Annotated in this window: 14 protein-coding genes; 3 read left to right on the forward strand and 11 right to left on the reverse strand. The window is 72.8% G+C overall.

Features of this window, described 5'->3' with window-relative positions:
* The first annotated feature begins 65 nt into the window (after positions 1 to 65).
* On the forward strand, positions 66 to 935 hold the full coding sequence (locus LUU90_RS05030; protein ID WP_275002194.1) for a DNA/RNA non-specific endonuclease: 870 nt from the start codon (positions 66 to 68) through the stop codon (positions 933 to 935).
* 59 nt (positions 936 to 994) lie between these two features.
* Here the strand turns inward: LUU90_RS05030 and LUU90_RS05035 are convergent, their stop codons facing one another.
* From LUU90_RS05035 to LUU90_RS05070, 8 genes are all read right to left on the reverse strand, one after another.
* Positions 995 to 1,858 carry an NAD-dependent epimerase/dehydratase family protein gene (locus LUU90_RS05035; RefSeq protein WP_275002195.1) on the reverse strand — a complete coding sequence of 288 codons (864 nt, stop codon included), beginning with the start codon at positions 1,856 to 1,858 and terminating at the stop codon, positions 995 to 997.
* Positions 1,859 to 1,904: 46 nt separating this feature from the next.
* Positions 1,905 to 2,690: a deoxyribonuclease IV gene (locus tag LUU90_RS05040; protein WP_275002196.1), complete on the reverse strand. Its 786-nt coding sequence runs from the start codon at positions 2,688 to 2,690 to the stop codon at positions 1,905 to 1,907.
* A gap of 93 nt (positions 2,691 to 2,783) precedes the next feature.
* The gene (locus tag LUU90_RS05045) at positions 2,784 to 4,493 is read right to left on the reverse strand and encodes a PQQ-binding-like beta-propeller repeat protein (RefSeq protein ID WP_275002197.1); all 1,710 of its coding nucleotides are present in this window, start codon (positions 4,491 to 4,493) and stop codon (positions 2,784 to 2,786) included.
* A gap of 30 nt (positions 4,494 to 4,523) precedes the next feature.
* Positions 4,524 to 6,182, reverse strand: coding sequence for a PQQ-binding-like beta-propeller repeat protein (locus LUU90_RS05050; RefSeq protein WP_275002198.1), 1,659 nt, complete (start codon positions 6,180 to 6,182; stop codon positions 4,524 to 4,526).
* A 41-nt stretch (positions 6,183 to 6,223) separates the two neighbouring features.
* Positions 6,224 to 7,843, reverse strand: coding sequence for a PQQ-binding-like beta-propeller repeat protein (locus LUU90_RS05055; RefSeq protein ID WP_275002199.1), 1,620 nt, complete (start codon positions 7,841 to 7,843; stop codon positions 6,224 to 6,226).
* Between the two features lie 64 nt (positions 7,844 to 7,907).
* Complete coding sequence (locus LUU90_RS05060) at positions 7,908 to 9,695, reverse strand: PQQ-binding-like beta-propeller repeat protein (RefSeq protein ID WP_275002200.1); 1,788 nt, start codon at positions 9,693 to 9,695, stop codon at positions 7,908 to 7,910.
* Positions 9,692 to 10,894, reverse strand: a complete 1,203-nt coding sequence (locus LUU90_RS05065; RefSeq protein ID WP_275002201.1) for an ABC transporter permease — start codon at positions 10,892 to 10,894, stop codon at positions 9,692 to 9,694. Before LUU90_RS05065 ends, LUU90_RS05060 begins: the two co-directional genes overlap by 4 nt.
* Positions 10,891 to 11,790: an ABC transporter ATP-binding protein gene (locus tag LUU90_RS05070; protein WP_275002203.1), complete on the reverse strand. Its 900-nt coding sequence runs from the start codon at positions 11,788 to 11,790 to the stop codon at positions 10,891 to 10,893. The genes LUU90_RS05065 and LUU90_RS05070 overlap by 4 nt, the downstream gene beginning before the upstream one ends.
* 403 nt (positions 11,791 to 12,193) lie before the next feature.
* Here LUU90_RS05070 and LUU90_RS05075 point away from each other — a divergent pair, with 403 nt between their 5' ends.
* The gene (locus LUU90_RS05075; RefSeq protein WP_275002204.1) at positions 12,194 to 12,901 is read left to right on the forward strand and encodes a hypothetical protein; all 708 of its coding nucleotides are present in this window, start codon (positions 12,194 to 12,196) and stop codon (positions 12,899 to 12,901) included.
* Between the two features lie 137 nt (positions 12,902 to 13,038).
* Here LUU90_RS05075 and LUU90_RS05080 read toward each other — a convergent pair whose 3' ends face one another.
* Positions 13,039 to 14,169, reverse strand: a complete 1,131-nt coding sequence (locus LUU90_RS05080) for an FAD-dependent oxidoreductase (RefSeq protein WP_275002205.1) — start codon at positions 14,167 to 14,169, stop codon at positions 13,039 to 13,041.
* 48 nt (positions 14,170 to 14,217) lie between these two features.
* Here LUU90_RS05080 and LUU90_RS05085 point away from each other — a divergent pair, with 48 nt between their 5' ends.
* Positions 14,218 to 15,207, forward strand: coding sequence for a helix-turn-helix transcriptional regulator (locus LUU90_RS05085; RefSeq protein WP_275002206.1), 990 nt, complete (start codon positions 14,218 to 14,220; stop codon positions 15,205 to 15,207).
* Positions 15,208 to 15,222: 15 nt separating this feature from the next.
* Here LUU90_RS05085 and LUU90_RS05090 read toward each other — a convergent pair whose 3' ends face one another.
* Entirely contained in the window at positions 15,223 to 16,191 is a 969-nt protein-coding gene (locus LUU90_RS05090; protein ID WP_275002303.1) for an ArsA family ATPase, read from the reverse strand.
* Positions 16,185 to 16,466 carry a cory-CC-star protein gene (locus LUU90_RS05095; RefSeq protein WP_275002207.1) on the reverse strand — a complete coding sequence of 94 codons (282 nt, stop codon included), beginning with the start codon at positions 16,464 to 16,466 and terminating at the stop codon, positions 16,185 to 16,187. The genes LUU90_RS05090 and LUU90_RS05095 overlap by 7 nt, the downstream gene beginning before the upstream one ends.
* Positions 16,467 to 16,469 lie beyond the last annotated feature (3 nt).

The following is a 16,469-nucleotide window of genomic DNA, read 5'->3' on the forward strand; positions in this document are numbered from 1 at the left end:
CCCGTTCATCGTGTCCGGTTGTTGGTCTGGTCATGACCAGTCCGACTCTGGTTGGCTGTCTGCCTGTGACCGGTTACGACGCAGATTTCCTCGGTTTCACCGTCCCGCTCCCGGTCTCGCCCGTCGAGGTACGTGTCCTCCATTACACCCATTTCTCGGTGCTGCTCGACCCGCGCCGCCGGCTCGCCTCGGCGACGGCCTGCGTCGTCGAGGGCGCCACGCTCCTGGCCCTGCGTCGCAGCGGCCGGTGGCGGCTGGACGGCCGCGTCCCGACCGACGAGCAGTCGGGCAGCGAACTGTACTCGGGCAACCCCCTCGACCGCGGCCACCTCGTCCGGCGGCTCGACCCCGTCTGGGGCGACGCCGAGACCGCGGCACGGGCCAACCACGACACGTTCACCTACACGAACGCGGCGCCGCAGGTGAACAGGTTCAACCAGTCCAAGGAGCTGTGGAACGGGCTCGAGGACCACGTGCTCCGGTACGCCGCGGCCCATGACCACCGCATCGTGGTGCAGACCGGGCCGGTCTTCGCGGCCGACGACCCGCTCTACCGCGGCGTCCGCATCCCGCGCCTGTTCTGGAAGATCGTCGCCTGGGTCGGGCCGGGCGACGTGCTGCAGGCCACCGGGTTCGTGCTGGACCAGACGCCCCAGCTCGACGACGCCCAGCTCTACGAGATCACCGCCCAGGCCCTGGCCCGGGACGACATCCCGCCGCTCGGTCCGTTCCGGACCTACCAGGTGCCCGTCGCCGACGTCGCCGCGCTGACCCGCCTGGGCCTCGGCCCGCTCCCGGGCGCGGACGTGCTCGCGGAGCCGCCCCGGACGCCGTCGGGCAGCCGGCCGACGGACATCACCATCCACCGGCTACCCCGGGCACGCGCGTGGTCGGAGATCCGAACCCGCGACCAGATCACCCTCCCTCGCCGCTGAGTGCTGGGTATTTGCGCGATAGAGGGGCAGGAAGCAACAAATACCCAGCACTCAGCGGGCTAGGCGTGATGCTGCCAGCTGTGGGTCGGGGCGTAGTTCAGGATGCGGCGCGCCTTGTCGATGCTCAGGAGCGTCTCCCTTCCCACGAGCGGACGGCGGAGCGGCACGTCCGGGAACACCTCGGCGGCCAGGTCGGCCGACGGCCGGTCCATCACGGTGTCCTCGTTGGCGATGACGAACGCCTCGAACCCGGTGAAGTCCGCCTCCAGCGCGCGGCGCACCGCCTGCGCGCCGTCGCGGCCGTCGATGTAGCCCCACAGGTTCCAGCGCCGCGCCTCGACGTCGTCCTGCCAGGACGGGAAACGGGCGTAGTCCTCAGGACGCATCACGTTCGAGAACCGCAGCGCGGCGACCTTCAGCGCCGGGTCCCACCGGGTGAAGTGCTTGGCCATCTCCTCCTCGAGCGACTTGCCGAGGGAGTACGTGGACTGCGGCAGCACGTCGTACTCCTCGTCCACCGGAAGGTACGGCGGCGGTACGTCGAACGGCAGGCCGAGCACCGTCTCCGACGACGCCGTGACCACGTTCCGGATGCCGACCACCTGCGCGGCGCGCAGCACGTTGTACGTGCTGGGCACGTTGTTGCGGAAGGTCGCGGCGTTGGTCGCCATGCCGGGTGCCGGGATGGCGGACAGGTGCACGACGGCGTCGGCCGCGCGCCCCTCGTCCACACCGGACAGCAGCTCGATCACCTGGCCGAGGTCCGTCAGGTCGGCGACGGTGAAGTCACCCGGGCTGCCGGGGGCAGGCGCGACGCGGTCGGTGCCGACCACCTCGTAGCCCGACTCCACCAGGTGCTCCACCACGAACCGGCCGAGCTTGCCGCTCGCCCCTGTGACCACTGCTCGCTGCGTCGTTGCCATCGTCCGATCCTGCCAGGTGGTCTCGACGAGCTCGACAGCGAGAAGATCAGCCGAGGCGCTCGCGCAGCCAGGCGATGTCGGGCCTCATGTCGCCCTTGGTCTCGCAGATGACAGGGGCGCCCGCCGCCGCGATCACACCGATCAGCAGCTCCTCGGGTATCTGGCCGGCGCCGAAGTTGATGTGCCGGTCGGCCCCGGACCCGGCCACGTCGCGCGAGTCGTTGGCGTGCACCAGGTCGATGCGGCCGGTGATCGCCCGGATCTGGTCGACCGCCGTCGCGAGGTCGATGCCGCCCGCCCAGGCGTGGCAGGTGTCGAGCGTGAACCCGACGTTCTCGCCGCCGTTCGCCGAGGTCACGGCGGCCCACAGCGCTTCGATCCGCTCCAGGCGGCGGGCCATGGAGTAGTCCCCGCCCGCCGTGTTCTCGATGAGCACCGGGACGTCGGTCTCCAGGGCGTCGATGGCCTTGCGCCAGTTGTCGAAGCCCTTGGCCGGCTCGTCGTTCGCGGTGACGTGCCCACCGTGGACCACGACGCCCTTGGCGCCGATCGCGGAGGCGCCGTCCATGATCTGCTGCAGGAGCTTGCGGCTCGGGATCCGGATCCGGTTGTTCGTGGACGCCACGTTGATCACGTACGGCGCGTGCACGTACAGGTCCAGACCGGCCGCCGCGGCGTCGGCCCGGAGAGCCTCCGCGCCACCCTCGTACGGCAGTTCCGGAACCTTCCAGGCCTGTGGGTCGCTGAGGAACACCTGCACCGTGTCCGCGCCGAGCGACTTCGCCGCACCGATCGCGTCGGTCAGGTCCACGTGCGCGCCGATCTTCACCATGGCCCCACCATAGGACGGCACACCGACACGGCGACGGCCGACGGCGTCAGCCCAGCGCGCGCACGCCGACCGGCGTCACGGCGAGCCATCTCTTCAGCCGAGACCGCGGACGCCGTTCGGCGTGACCTCGAGGAGGTTGCCGTCGACCGACAACATCGTGCCGCCGAAGCGCACGTCCATATCGACGGTGTCCTCGTCGCCGTGCAGCTCCCAGGCCACCTCACCGGAGACCGCGTCCAGCGACACCAGCCCCGTACCACCGGAGGCGTACTCCGTGGCCAGGAGCACGAACTGCCCGTCGGTGAACGCTCGGGTCACGTACCGTGCCGTCTCGTCGGAGCCCGAGTCGTCCCACGTCCACCGCTCCTCACCGGTCATGAGGTCCAGCCCACGGACCGCCCCGGTGCCGGACAGGATCACGGCAGTCCCCGCAACCTGCGCGAGAAACATCTGGCTGTTCGCCGGCACCTCGGCCTCCCAACGGAGGGTGCCGTCCGGCTCGTAGGCCCCCACACCGCCTCCCGGTCCACCCATCCCGACGAGCGTGTCGGGCCCGACCCCGTCCACGGCGACGGGCTCCGCCGCGTACGCGTCGATCTCGCCCACGGCATCCCCTGCGGCGTCGTAGAGGACGGTCCGCATCTCCTCGCCGAACGCGTATCCGGTGTACCCGCCGGCGCGGAGGCGATCCACGCTGCCCGTCCCGGGCTCGATCTCGGTGCCGAGCAGCACGCCGTCCGCCGTGACGGCGGCCTCGATGCCGCACCCGTACAGCTGCACCAGCCCGCTGGAGATCCGCGCGCCGAAGGCGCTCGGATCGAGCATGTCGGTCACGTCCACCGCAGTGCTTCCCCCGTCCCAGGACCTGCCGTACCAGTTGGCGCACTGGTCGGCGCGCGTGGGCCGGAACGGGATCGTCACCCGCCAGCGCTCCTCGCCCGTGACGGCGTCCTCAGCACGGAGCGTGAGGTCCTGGCCGGCCTCGACGGTGCCCGAGCACTCCCCCATGTCGGTGCACCGCGCGTCGCCGAGGTCCGTCGTCGACGCCCGTCCGACCCGGTCCCCGCGCAGCACCGTGCCGTCCGGCCCGGGCCGCGCCGCGCCGAACCGGCGGGTGTCCGCCGGATCGAGCACACGCGTCGCCGAGACCACGCCGTCCGGGCCCACCACGGTGACCGCCCGGTCCGCTCCGGAGCCCGTGAGGCACACCAGCTTCGTCGTCGTGACCTCACCCCAGTCCGCCGAGCCCATCGGCCCGCAGTCGGCAACAGCCCCGAGCGGCACCGACCAGGCCTCCGCACCCGTCGCCGCGTCGAGCGCGACCAGGGTGGTGCCCGACTCGACCGTCTCGGCGCCCGACGCCGCGTCGACCGCCACCAGGTCCGCGCCCGACTCGAACACGAGGACGTCCCCCAGCACCGCTACCTCGGCTCCCAGCCCTTCCTCCAGGGCGCTGGGCGAGCCGACGTCGCCCTCCCACTCCCACGTCTCGACGAGCGGCGCGGACACGTCGACGACACCGCCGTGCACGTCGCGCATCCGGTCCATCCGCGCGCCGTCCCGCACGCCGTCGAACACCAGCCCCGTGCCGAACACGATCGCCAGGACCGCGGCGGCCGGTGCAAGGACCCGCAGCCGTCGGCCCGCCCCGCCCGACGGCGGCTCGCCGGACGCCGACCCGGCACCGTCCGGCTCGTCCTCTGAACCCGCGCCGGGTGGAGCGCTCGGTCCCTCGGGATCGGTCGCTCCGTCGTCGATCAGGTCGAAGACGAACGCGCCACCCTGATCCGGATCACGTGCCATGCGGTCGAGCGTATGCCGGTCCGGCCCGAGTCACCCGAGACCCCGTACGCCGCGCGGGGTGACTTCGAGCAGGTTGCCGTCGACCGCGACCAGGTCGCCGACCACGCCCTGCTCGACGGTGTCGCCGTCGGTCGGACCGAACGTGGTGGGCGGCCCGCCGCCGGCCCGGTCCCAGACCACCGCTCCGGAAGCCGCGTCGAGCGCGACGAGCCCCTGTGTCCCACCGGCCTCGCCCTCGGTCCGCAGCAGCACCGACTCACCGTCGGTGAAGGCCTGGACCACGTGGGCGCTCCCGAAGTACCCGCCGTCGTCCGCCGATGCCGGGGCCGATCCGCCCCAGACCCACCGCTCCGCGCCCGTCGCGAGATCCAGCCCGCGCACGTTCCCTCCTCCGGTGCTGACCACCGCCGTGTCACCCACCTGCGCGAGGAACTGCTGACCGCCCGACTGGAGCGCGATGTCCCACCGCGGTGTGCCGTCCGCCTCGTAGGCGCGCAGCCGACGAGCGGGCTCGTCCACCGCGAGCAGCGTCGCGGGCCCGGCCTCGTCGTAGGCCCACGGGACGAGCGGGTAGCCGGTGATCTCACCGACGACGCCGCCGTCCGCGGCGTACAGGGTGGCGCGCGGCACGCCCTCGAAGTTCGTCGCGGCGTAGCCGGTCGCGCCGAGCCCGGTGACAACGCCCCGGCCCGGTGAGAGCTCCGTGCCGAGCACCACCCCGTCCGGCGTGACGGAGGCCTGGATGCCGCAGCCGTTCAGGTCGACGAGCCGGGCGCCGACCCGGGCGCCGAAGGTGTCCGGGGCGAGCTGCCCGCTGAGCACCAGGCGAGTCGACGAGCCGACCCAGGACCCTCCGAACGTGCGGGAGCACTGCGTGGCGTCCGCCGCACGGAACGGCACGGTCACCGTCCAGCGCTCCGCACCCGTCGCCGCGTCCTCCGCACGCAGCACCAGGTCCCGGCCCGCCTGGACCGTTCCGGTGCACTCGCCGAGGTCGGTGCACTCGGCATCGCCGACATCGATCGCCGAGGGCAGCCCCACCCGTCTCGCGCGCAGCACCGTGCCGTCCGGCCCGACGTGGGGCTGTCCGTACCGGCGCGCGTCGGCGGCGTCGAGAACGCGTGGGCGGGACGCCGTCCCGTCCGACCGCACAGCGATGACCTCGCGCTCGGCGCCGATCCCCTGCAGACACACGAGGGCTGCCGAGTCCGGGTCCGTCCCGGCGAACGACCCCTTCGGCCCGCAGTCCGCGTTCCGGCCGAGCGGGACGGTCCAGGCTTCGTCACCGGTCGTCGGGTCCAGTGCGACGAGCTCGCCGTCGGACTCGAGCACCAGCACACCGCCGAGCACCGCGACGTCCGTGCTCGGGCCGGAACCGACCGTGCCGTCCCACATCCAGGTACCGACCAGGGGTGACGACAGGTCGGTGACACCGTGGGAGACGTCGCGCATCCGCTCGCTCCGCGCGTGGTCCCGGACATCGTCGACGGCGAGCCCGGTCCCGAGCACGATGGCCAGGACCGCGGCGACCTGGGCGGCCACCCGCCGCTTCCGGCCAGGGCTGCCCGACGCCACGGGATCGGCCGGATCGGCCGCTTCCGCCGGACGCGCCGGCCCATCACCAGCGGCCGCGTCGTCCTCGACCAGGTCGAAGACGAACGCGTCGCCCTCGTCCGGCCCGCGCGCCATGCGCCAGAGCGTAGCGCCGGGATCAGCCGGTCCGGCGGGCCTCACCCCAGACCGCGCACACCCTCCCGGGTGAACTCGACGAGGTGTCCGCCGACGGCGACCACCGGGCCGGTCGTCGGCATGTCCCAGAGCTGCTCGCCGGTGTCCAGGTCGAGGGTAACGAACCGTCCCTCACCGACCCCATCCCGCGACAGGTGCGCCAGCGCCAACGCCTCACCGTCGGTCAGGGTCCGGTAGCGGGCGAGCCCGGCCAGGCCGTCCCGGCTCCACGTCCAGAGCTCCGCACCCGTGGACCGTTCCAGGCCCACCACCGTGTTCCCGCGGTCCACGACCACGACGTCCCGGCCGGCGAGCAGGACGCTCCAGCCGTACCGCTCCGACCAGGCCACCGAGCCGTCCTCGCGCTGCGCCTCGAACCCCGACCCGTCGGTCCTCGTCGTGACGAACCACAGGTCGTCGGGTGCGTCGGGTGACGTCGCGTCGACCCGCACCCAGCCGTTCAGGGTCTGCAGGGTCTCGCCGGCCTCGTCGACGACCGTCGTGCCCGGACCCTCACCCTGGAGGGCGAAACGGCCCGGGTCGAGCTCCGTGACCCACGCCGGCGAGGACCCGTCCGCGGCGACGGCCAGATCGAGCCGTGTGCCCGACACCGACAGGGTCGCCGACACGCCGCACCCGTCGACGACCACCGTCCCGGCCCCCGCCCGGACCGCGACCACGTCGGTGTCGACCGCCGACTCGACGGTCAACCGCTCGCCGGACTCGACCGTCGCCTGGCAGTTCATCGAGTTCATCGGGTCGAAGTCGACGACGGCCCTCCAGCGTGCGGTACCCGTCCGGGCGTCCTCCGCGACGACGAGGAGGTCGCGGCCGGTGGTCACGAACTCGGGCGAGCAGCCGACCGACGGTTCGCACGCCACCGCCCCGGCCGGCTCGCCGGTCCGGCTCGTCCGCACGGCCAGCCCGTCCGGTCCCGGGAACACCTGCTCGCCCTGTGCCAGGTCCGCGGACCGCGCCCTGGTGCTCCCGTCCGGGGCGATGGTCAGCACCTCGCGCACATCGTCCGCGCCGTGCACGCACACCAGCGCCTCGGTCGACGTCGACGCGTCGTAGCCGGTGGGGCCGCAGGTGGGGTGGTCGCCCAGCGGGACGCGCCAGGCCACCTCGCCGCGCTCGGGGTCGATGGCCACGACGTCCTCGAAGCCCGGCAGGACCGGCTCGCCCCGGTCGGGCGCCGGGGCCACCCACTGACTCTGCGCCTTCGCCGGTGGCACCACGAGCAGGGGTCCCATGGTCACCACCTGCTGATCCAGGGGCATGTCCTGGCCCTGCTCGGGGAGCGTGTCGAACGGCACCCGCCAGATCTCCGCGGGCGGGTCCGCGAGCGACGCGACGCCTACCGACGAGGTGCGCATCAGCTCCTCGCGCCGGTCGTCCCGCACCAGGTCGACGGCTGCGACGGCCACCGCGACGACGGTGACGGCCGCGGCGGTGAGCAGCCAGGTCCGGCGCGGCACCCGCGACAGCCTGACCAGGAGCGGGGGGCGAGCCAGGGGCTCGGCAGCGGCGTCCGGTCCCTCGTCGGTGCCGGCCGCGGCGTCCGGCCCGTGCTCCTCGACCAGGTCGAAGACGACGGGCTCCTGCTTGTCGGGCCGGGGCATGGCGGGAGCCTACCCGCGCGACCTGCGCGCTCCGGGCCGCAGCCGGCCGCGGCTCGACCGGCGGTCAGCCGAGGCCCACCACGCCCTCCTGCGTGATCTGCGCCAGGTACCCGTCGACACTGATCAGCTGGGTGTACGGGGTCTCCTGCTCGATCTCCCAGCGCGTCGATCCGTCCCGCAGGTCGACGGCGAGCAGCCGCAGGCCGGACGCGCTACCGCTCGGGTCGGCGCTCACCGGCAGCAGCAGGGTGTCGCCGTCGGTGTAGGCACCGAAGATCGTCGACTCCGCCGCCCACGCCATGTCGCCGAACGAGAGCGTCTCGGGATCGAGCGTCCACCGGTCCGCGCCCGTGCCGAGGTCGATGCCACGCACCGCACCCTGCTCGTCCAGGACGACGGCGGTGCGGGCCACGCGGGCCAGGAGCGCCGTGGCCCGGAGCTGAGGAGCGGACCAGAGCCGTGCCCCGGCGTCACCCTCGGACGTGGAGCTCGCCTCGACGTGGACGCCCACGCGCTCCAGCAGGATGCCCGGGTCACGGCCGTCGGTCGCCCACGGCACCAGGACCTGGCCGTCGAGCTGGACGGTCGCGCCGTGCGGCAGGTGCACGACGTCGCCGGGGACCGCGGCGTCGGTGACCGTCGTGTCGGGACCGACCCAGCCGCCGTCGGGCAGGGCCGCGAACGACGCGGTGTCCACACCGTCGGCGGGCGGGTCCTCCGGGTCCTCCGGGTCGTCCAGCCGGGTCCCGTCGAGCAGGAACGCCGCCGAGACCCCGCAGCCCTGCACCTCCAGCACGTCACCGTGCAGGTCCCAGCCCAGCGCGCCGGCGACGTCGAGGACCGGGGCGCCGCTCTCGTCGTAGGTGATGCAGCTGTCGGGGCGCGGAGCCCCGAAGGCCACCGTCTCGCTCCAGCGCTCCGTGCCCGTCGCGGCGTCCTCCACGCGGACCGTCAGGTCGGGGCCGACGAAGGCCTTCGGAAGGTGCGGGGCGCCCAGCTTGTCGACCACCACGGGTCCCTGCTCCTGCTCGCCGCCGGTGGGCTCGAAGTGGATGAGCCCGCCGCCGGGGGCGGGCGTCACCTGGGCCGCCGGGTCGAGCTCGCGGCTCCGCGTGGCGCCGTCCACCTCGATGACCGTGACGCCCTGCACCCGATCGCCGCCGTCACCGGACGACGTGACGCAGACCAGCGGGTCGGCAGGCCCACCGGACTCGGACCCGCCGGTGCCGAGGCGCGTCGTCGGCCCGCAGTCCAGATCCTCCTCGAGGTCGACGGTCCACAGCTCCTCGCCCGTCGCGGGGTCCACGCCGCGGACCTTCGCGTCGCCCACGATCGCGAGCACACCCGGCATCTCGACCAGGGTCGCGGCGATCGGGTTCTCCAGGTCCATCGACCACTGCTCGGCGGGCTTCGCCTCCAGGCTCCGCACCCCGGCGGGGGTCGCGAGGAGCGCCTGCTCGCGCAGCCGTGCGTCGACCAGCACCCCGGCCGCCACCGCCAGCACGACGACGGACACCACGCTCCCGACCAGCAGCACCCTGCCGCGGCGGGTGGTGGGCAGCCGCCGTCGGACGGCCGCCCCACCCCGTCGCGCGGTCCGACCGACGGCGGCCCCGGCACCGATGAGCGCCTGCGTCACCCGGCCGGGTTCGCGGGGAGCCGGCTCGTCGGCGGCGTCCGGTTCGGCCCCGTCCGGGCTGTCGCCGTCCGTGCCTGCGGCTGCCGTTTCGCCGGCGTCCGTTCCGCCGACGTCCGAGACACCGGGAACCTCGTCGATGAGGTCGAAGGTGTGTACCTTCGACGGCTCGGGCGTCCCGTTCCCGGTGTCGTCGTGCTGGGTGCGTTCGGTCACGCCCCGAGGGTAGTGCCCCGTTCCGCGGCCATCGCCGACTTCCAGCTGACCCGGCCGCCGGTCTGCATGAGCGCACCGCGGTAGGCGCGCTCGCTCAGGAGCACCGCGCCGAGCGTGGTCACCACGAGGATCAGGAGCGACACGAGCGGCTCCCACCAGAGCGCGTCGCCGTTCAGGACCCGCACCGGCATCGACACGATGGAGGCCGGCGGGATGTAGGACAGGACGCGCTCGAACACGCCGTCAGCGGAGAACGTGACCACGTAGACGCCCATGAGCAGCATCATCAGGGGGCTGGTCGTGTACTGGAGGTCCTCCGTCCGCGACGCGAGGGAGCCGGCCACCGCGTACAGGGCGGCCACCGCGACGAACCCGACCGTGAAGAAGACGACGAACCACAGCATGGTGGACGTCATCGCGGGCAGGATCGCCGAGAGGTCCGTGAACGAGGCCCCGATGAGCCCGACGGCGCCGAGCAGCACGTTCTGTGCCAGAGCGATCGCGGAGCTGCCGATGATCTTGCCCGCCAGGAGCTGCCGTAGCGGCACGGCGGTGGCGATGATCTCGACGAGCCGGGACTGCTTCTCCTCGATCACGCTCCCCGCGATCATCGCGCCCGAGCCGACGGCACCGACGAAGAACAGGAAGGCGAGGACGAACCCGGCCGCGAACACGATCTGCGGGTCCACCGGATTGCCGTCGAGCCGTTCGGTCTCGACCTCGCTGCCCACCGTCAGGGCCTTCATGCTCGTGCCCGCGTCGGCCGCCCGGCCGGCCAGGACCTGGTCACGCACCGTGGTCTCGATCAGCTGCGCTAGGTCCGGGTCGGGCTCCCGCCAACCGGACAGGGTCCAGCCGTCGGTGCCGGTCGCCGCACCGGAGCTGAGCCACGCGTCGGCGGTCTCGTCGTCGAGCGCGGCCTCGGCGGCTGCCGTGTCGTCGACCGTGAGCACGCTGAGCTCGATCTTCCGGTCGTCCGACGCCGCGTCGGCCGCGGCGGACTCCACGGCCGTCGCCGCCGACTCGTCGCCGGCGACCACCGCCACGTCGAACGACTGGGTGCGCCCCTCCATGAAGGACGTGAAGCCGATCAGCCCGCCGATCATCGCGACGGTCACCGCGAGGCCGATCAGGAACCCCTTGTTGAGCGCCCGCACGACGATCTCGCGGGTCGCCACCACCATCCACGCGTTGCTCATGCGGTCACCTCACGGTAGATCTGGGCCAGCGTCGGCCTCACGGGGGAGAACTCTCGGACCGAGCCGCGTTCCAGGGCAGCGGTCAGGAGACGGGTGGCCGCGGCGTCGTCGTGCACCTCGACCAGCGCGGACGGGCCGTCCACGTCCACGGCCAGCACGCCCGGAACACCGCGGACGAAGCCCGCGTCGCCCGACAGCACCAGCCGGTGCCGGGTGACACCCTGCGCGCGCAGCTCGTCGGGCGCGCCGTTGGCGAGCACCCTGCCGCCACCAAGGATGACGAGCCGCTCGCACAGCCGCTCCACGAGGTCGAGCTGGTGCGAGCTGAACAGCACGGGCACACCCCGCCGCGTGTGCTCGCGCAGGAGGTCGGCCATCGCGTCAACAGCCGCGGGGTCCAAGCCGCTGAACGGCTCGTCCAGGACGAGCGCCTTCGGCTGCCCCATGATCGCCGCGACGATCTGCACGCGCTGCTGGTTACCGAGCGACAGCTTCTCCACGTGCTCCTTCGCACGGTCCGCGAGCCCGAGACGGTCGAGGTGCTCCAGCACCTCACGCCGGGCGACGGGCGCGGCGATGCCGCGCAGGCGCGCCAGGTAGACGAGCTGCTCCAGCACCGGCTGCTTCGGGTAGAGGCCGCGCTCCTCAGGCATGTACCCGAACTCACGGCGATCGAACCGGGTGACCGGGGCGCCGTCGAACCGCACCTCGCCGCTCGTGATCGCCAGGACGCCCATGATCATGCGCATGGTCGTCGTCTTGCCGGCGCCGTTGCCACCCACGAACCCCGTGAGCAGGCCCGACGACGCCGTGAAGCTCACGCCGTCCACCGCTCGCCGGGGCGCACCACCCGACAAGAACACGCGGGTCAGGTCCCGCACCTCCAGATCGCTCATGGCAGCCACGCTATGGCGGCGTCACCTCTGATGAGATCCACCGCAAGAGGGACCCGCCTCACCCTGTAGGTGGGGCACCGCCCCCGCCATGGTCGGCAAACTGTCAGAAGATCGGCATTTCGAGTTGCCGATCATGCGACTTTATGCCGAACGCAGTGTGTGCGCCTGCATCCATTCAGGCTTTGACCTGGTATTACACGTACCGGTTGCCGATGGCGTTCTGCCACGTATTGTCCCGACCGGAGCGTTGCTCGAACTAGGGCCGCGCTGAATGGTTCGTCAGCCCGTCCCCGGAGAAATGAGCGCTGCGCTCCGGCGGATGCTTCGCGGTTCGGTACTCAGCCACCGAAACGTCAGGCAGAAGGGCACAAGGCAGTATCTGAACCCGCAGGGGGAGCTAAGCGTGCGCAAGCGTTTGATCGTCACAGGAACGGCCGCAGCCTTCGTGCTGACGGCGGGGATCGTCGGTGCCGTCGCCGTACAACCGGCGGGGTCGGACCAGGACCGGGAGACGTCGGCCGGACCGGCGTCCGCTCCCGACGCGCTGCAGGGTCTGCCGCCGATGATGCTGAAGCGCGAGCCCGCGTCCGGGCCGGGGGAGAGGGGCACGGTCGACGTGCACGCGGGCCCGCAGCAGCCGAACCGGTTCACGTACACCCCGCCGCCCGCGTCGACGTACACGCCCAGGCACCTGGCCGTCCCGACCCCTGACCAGCCAGGCACCGGCTTCACGAGGGCGCCCCTGCCTGGTATCGACGTCGGCGACGGGTCCCGGCCCAGCTACCCCACGCGGCCCTCGACGGATCCGGTGAGGCCGCCGACGCAGAGGCCGACCAACCCGCCGACCAACCCGCCGACGCAGTCGCCCCGGCCCACGCCCACGCCCACCCCGACACCTGCGCCGGACCCCACGCCGACTCCCACACCGACGCCGACCCCGACGCCCACCCCGGAGCCGAGCGACCCGCCGTCGGAGGAGCCCACGACTCCGCCGTCCGAGGAACCCACGACTCCGCCGTCCGAGGAACCGACCACGGAGCCTTCGCCGGAGCCGTCGGAGAACCCTTCTCCGGACCCGTCGACCGAGCCCTCCACCGAACCGACCGAATAGTCCGGTTTACTGCAGGACATTCGGTATCACCGCACACAGAGAAGCGAGGCCCTTTGCCGAGGGCCTCGCTTCTTCGCGCTTTCCGGGCACCCTCTAGAAAACGGATATTCTGCTGATTCGGCGCTTTACAGTCCGATTCACCGTCTGAGTCGCTGGACAGCAGCCAGCGTCGGTAGTGCCGCTCCGGTAAGAACGGCCCCGAACCGGGTATCGGTCGCCAGAATCATCCGCACGGTCTTCATGGCCAGGGTCAGCATCGCGCCGCCGCGGAGCCGCATCTCCGCCTCGAACCGGCTCACGGCCACCGAGAGCGCCATGGTGTCGGCGCGAGCTTCCTGGAGGTGCGTCACCAGGCTCGCGGCATCGCGGATCGCCACGCCGGCCCCCATACCGGCCGTCGGGGGCGTCGCATGCACGGCGTCCCCGAGCGCGGTGGTCCGGCCCGCCGGCCACGGGGCGAGGTCGCGCGCCCGGGTCGAGGCGGCGTTGAACCTGAACGCGGCCACGCTCGCGGCGTCCGCCCGAGTGATCACCTCGAGGGGGCGTTCGCTCCAGCCGTGCTGCCGAAAGCGAGCCAGCAGGGTGTCCCGCAGCGCAGGTCCTGCCAGCTCGCGCAGCGAGCCGGTCCGGGGCGACTCGGGGAACATGGCGCCCCAGATGTAGGTCGGTCCCGTGGTGATCGAGGCCCGGAAGCCGGGCGCGTCCAGCACGGCGTTTCCCGCGGGGTCGAGGAACCCGACGTAGAGCGCAGCCCCTCGTGGGCCGATCACCATGCCCGATCTCGGTCCGAGCCGCCGCTGCTCGTCCGGGTCGAGGTCCAGGGCGGAGGTCCTGCCGGAGAACCCGATGATGCCTGCCGGACGGTTGGTGGGACCGCCGGCCAGGTGGCGTGCGACGAGCGAGTGCACCCCGTCCGCACCCACCAGCAGGTCGCCGGTGGCGGACGACCCGTCGGCGAACCTTACGTCCGGACGCCCCTCGGCGGTGCGTCCGACCTCGGTGACGGTCCGGCCCAGGCGGAGACTGTCACCGGCCGCCTCAGCCAGCAGGAGGCGCAGGGTGATCCGGTCGATGTCCACGCCAGGATCGTCGCTCCGGTCGCCCCCGTGGCCCAGCATCCGGCCCTTCCGGTCCCAGAACGCGTCCGGTTCCCGCAGCCGTAGCGCCGACGCCGACGCCAGGATCCGCTCGAAGATCTCCGGCTCGACCAGCTCCCGCAGCGCTGACTGCGCCGGGCCGTCGAGGGTGATGTGGTAGCCGCCGGTCACCGCCGCGTCCACATCCTTCTCGAAGACCGCCGCCTCGAACCCCTGGTGGTGAGCGACACCTCGCGACGAGCCCTGCAGCTGCTGTCCCTGTTCGCAGCGCGCCGACGCTGGCCGCTCAGCGAGCTCGCTTCTCGCACCAGGGTCAGCGAACGCACGGCTCGGCGGGACATCGAGACCCTGCGGCAGCTCGGCTACCCGGTGACGACCGTCCGGGGACCGGCCGGTGGCTACGAGCTCCGTACCGGCCACCCGCTCCCGCCGCTGCTGTTCGACGACGAGCAGGCACTCGCCGTGGCCGTTGCCCTGCAGACGGCGCCGAGCAGCGTCCTCGGTCTCGGCGAGGACGCGGCGCGCGCTGTGGACACCCTGAAGCAGGTGGTGTCGCCGGCGCTCCGGTCCACCATGGACGCGCTGCGGCTGACCACGCTGCAGAACTACTGGGAGTTCTCGGCTCCGCCGATCCCGCCGGCCGCCCTGAGGACCGTCGGCGGTGCGGTCCGCCACCAGGAGCTGCTCGTCTTCGAGACGCTGCGCACCGACGGCACGCGCCCGCATCCCCGGGACGCCGACTTCGTCCCGCCACGACGTGTCGAGCCACACCACCTGGTGGTCTGGGCGGGGCGCTGGTACCTGGTCGCCTACGACCTCACCGAGCACGCGTGGCGGGTCCACCGCCTCGACCAGATCCACGCCCACGCACCGACCGGGAAGCGGTTCGTCCGCAGGGAGGTACCGGGCGGCGACGTCGCCCAGCTCGTCATGACCACGCACGACCGGGGGGACACCGTCTCGGCGTGGGAGTGCGTCGGCTCGGCACAGCTCGATCTTCCGGCCGAGACCGTCGCCAGGTGGGCGCCCGGCGGGTCGGTCGTCGAGCACCTCGACGCCGGACGGTCCCGCCTCACCATCGGCGCGTGGTCCTGGGCGGGCGTCGCCGGGATCCTCATCACGTTCGACGCGGACCTCTCCGATGTGAGGCCGCCCGAGCTCGTCGAGGCCTGCCAACGGCTCGCACGGCGGCTGACCAGGATCGGATGACGCGTAGCGCTCGGTCTACCGCAGCGCCGCCCCGAACCGCTCCAGCCCGTCGGCCCCCGTGACCTCGCCCGGCAGCAGCTCGCACTCGACGCGCGGAAGGTCACCGAGCTCGTCGTCCAGCACGGCCAGCCACTCGTCCTCGTGCGCCCGCCGCGCCGCGAGCAGCCCGCCTGCACCGTCGGGCGAGCGCTTGTTCACGACCAGGCCGCCCACCGGCACGCCGAGCCTGCGCAGGGTCCCCGCCAGCTCGACGGTCTCGAGCACCGGCAGCCGCTCCGCGGCCAGGACCAGCAGGAACGACGTCGTCTCCGGGTCGGTGAGCACCGACCGCAACCGTTCGAAGCGTTCCCGGCGCCGCAGCAGGGTGCGCCGGATCTCGCTGTCGCGCTCCGCCTTCGGGTCGCGCACGCCCAGACCCGACAGCGCGCCGGCGAACTTGTCGGCGCGATCCCGCCGCCGCAGGAGCCCTTCGGTCCAGGCGGACATCGTCTCGGGCAGCGCCATCAGCCGGGCGGTGTGGCCCGACGGCGCCGTGTCGAACACGACGAGGTCGTACCCGGCGAGGCCGGTCTCCACGGCGTCGGCGATCCGTTCGAGCACCGCCGCCTCGTGGGTCCCCGGGGCGTCCCTGGCCAGCTCGAGGTGTCTGTCGACCTCCGCCGCGAGGTGTTCCGGCATCAGCCGGCGCAGCGTGGAGCCGACCTGGGCCAGGTGGGCGTCGGTGGTCCGGCGCGGGTCGATCTCCACGCCGTCGAGCAGACCGGAGCTGCTCGCACCACCTCGCCACAGCGGCACGACGGCGTCCCCCACCTCCCGCTCCCACAGGTGCCCCAGGTTGTGGGCCGGGTCGGTCGAGACGACCAGCACCCGGCGACCCGCCTGAGCCTGCACGAGCGCCAGCGCGGACGCCGTCGTCGTCTTGCCGACGCCGCCCTTTCCTCCGAGGAACAGGACACGGCGGTCCCGCACGACGTCGGTCAGCAGCACGAGACGTCCTCCAGCGGTGATCGTTCCATGCCCATGCGGGTGTGCCACTCGTGCACCCGCTCGTAGACCAGCGGCAGCAGCTCCGCCGTGTAGTACGACGCCGGGTTGGGCACACCGAGCGCCTCGCTGAGGACGAGCAGCATGAACAGGTCGTCCTCGTCCCGCCGCGCCCGGGCGAACGTGCGGCGATACGGCGCGACGTAGAACTCGCGCAGCCCTGCGGAGACAGCGCTCAGCCGCCGGCGGGCGGTGCCGAACCGGCGGCCGAGCACTGG

Source organism: Promicromonospora iranensis (assembly GCF_028994775.1).
Taxonomy (GTDB): domain Bacteria; phylum Actinomycetota; class Actinomycetes; order Actinomycetales; family Cellulomonadaceae; genus Promicromonospora; species Promicromonospora iranensis_A.

What these genes read in the sequence shown, in the direction of transcription:
- LUU90_RS05040 (WP_275002196.1), bottom strand. Translation starts at nt 2,690, where the DNA reads ATGGTGAAGATCGGCGCGCACGTGGACCTGACCGACGCGATCGGTGCG.
- LUU90_RS05065 (WP_275002201.1), bottom strand. Translation starts at nt 10,894, where the DNA reads ATGAGCAACGCGTGGATGGTGGTGGCGACCCGCGAGATCGTCGTGCGG.
- LUU90_RS05045 (WP_275002197.1), bottom strand. Translation starts at nt 4,493, where the DNA reads ATGGCACGTGATCCGGATCAGGGTGGCGCGTTCGTCTTCGACCTGATC.
- LUU90_RS05055 (WP_275002199.1), bottom strand. Translation starts at nt 7,843, where the DNA reads ATGCCCCGGCCCGACAAGCAGGAGCCCGTCGTCTTCGACCTGGTCGAG.
- LUU90_RS05070 (WP_275002203.1), bottom strand. Translation starts at nt 11,790, where the DNA reads ATGAGCGATCTGGAGGTGCGGGACCTGACCCGCGTGTTCTTGTCGGGT.
- LUU90_RS05050 (WP_275002198.1), bottom strand. Translation starts at nt 6,182, where the DNA reads ATGGCGCGCGGGCCGGACGAGGGCGACGCGTTCGTCTTCGACCTGGTC.
- LUU90_RS05035 (WP_275002195.1), bottom strand. Translation starts at nt 1,858, where the DNA reads ATGGCAACGACGCAGCGAGCAGTGGTCACAGGGGCGAGCGGCAAGCTC.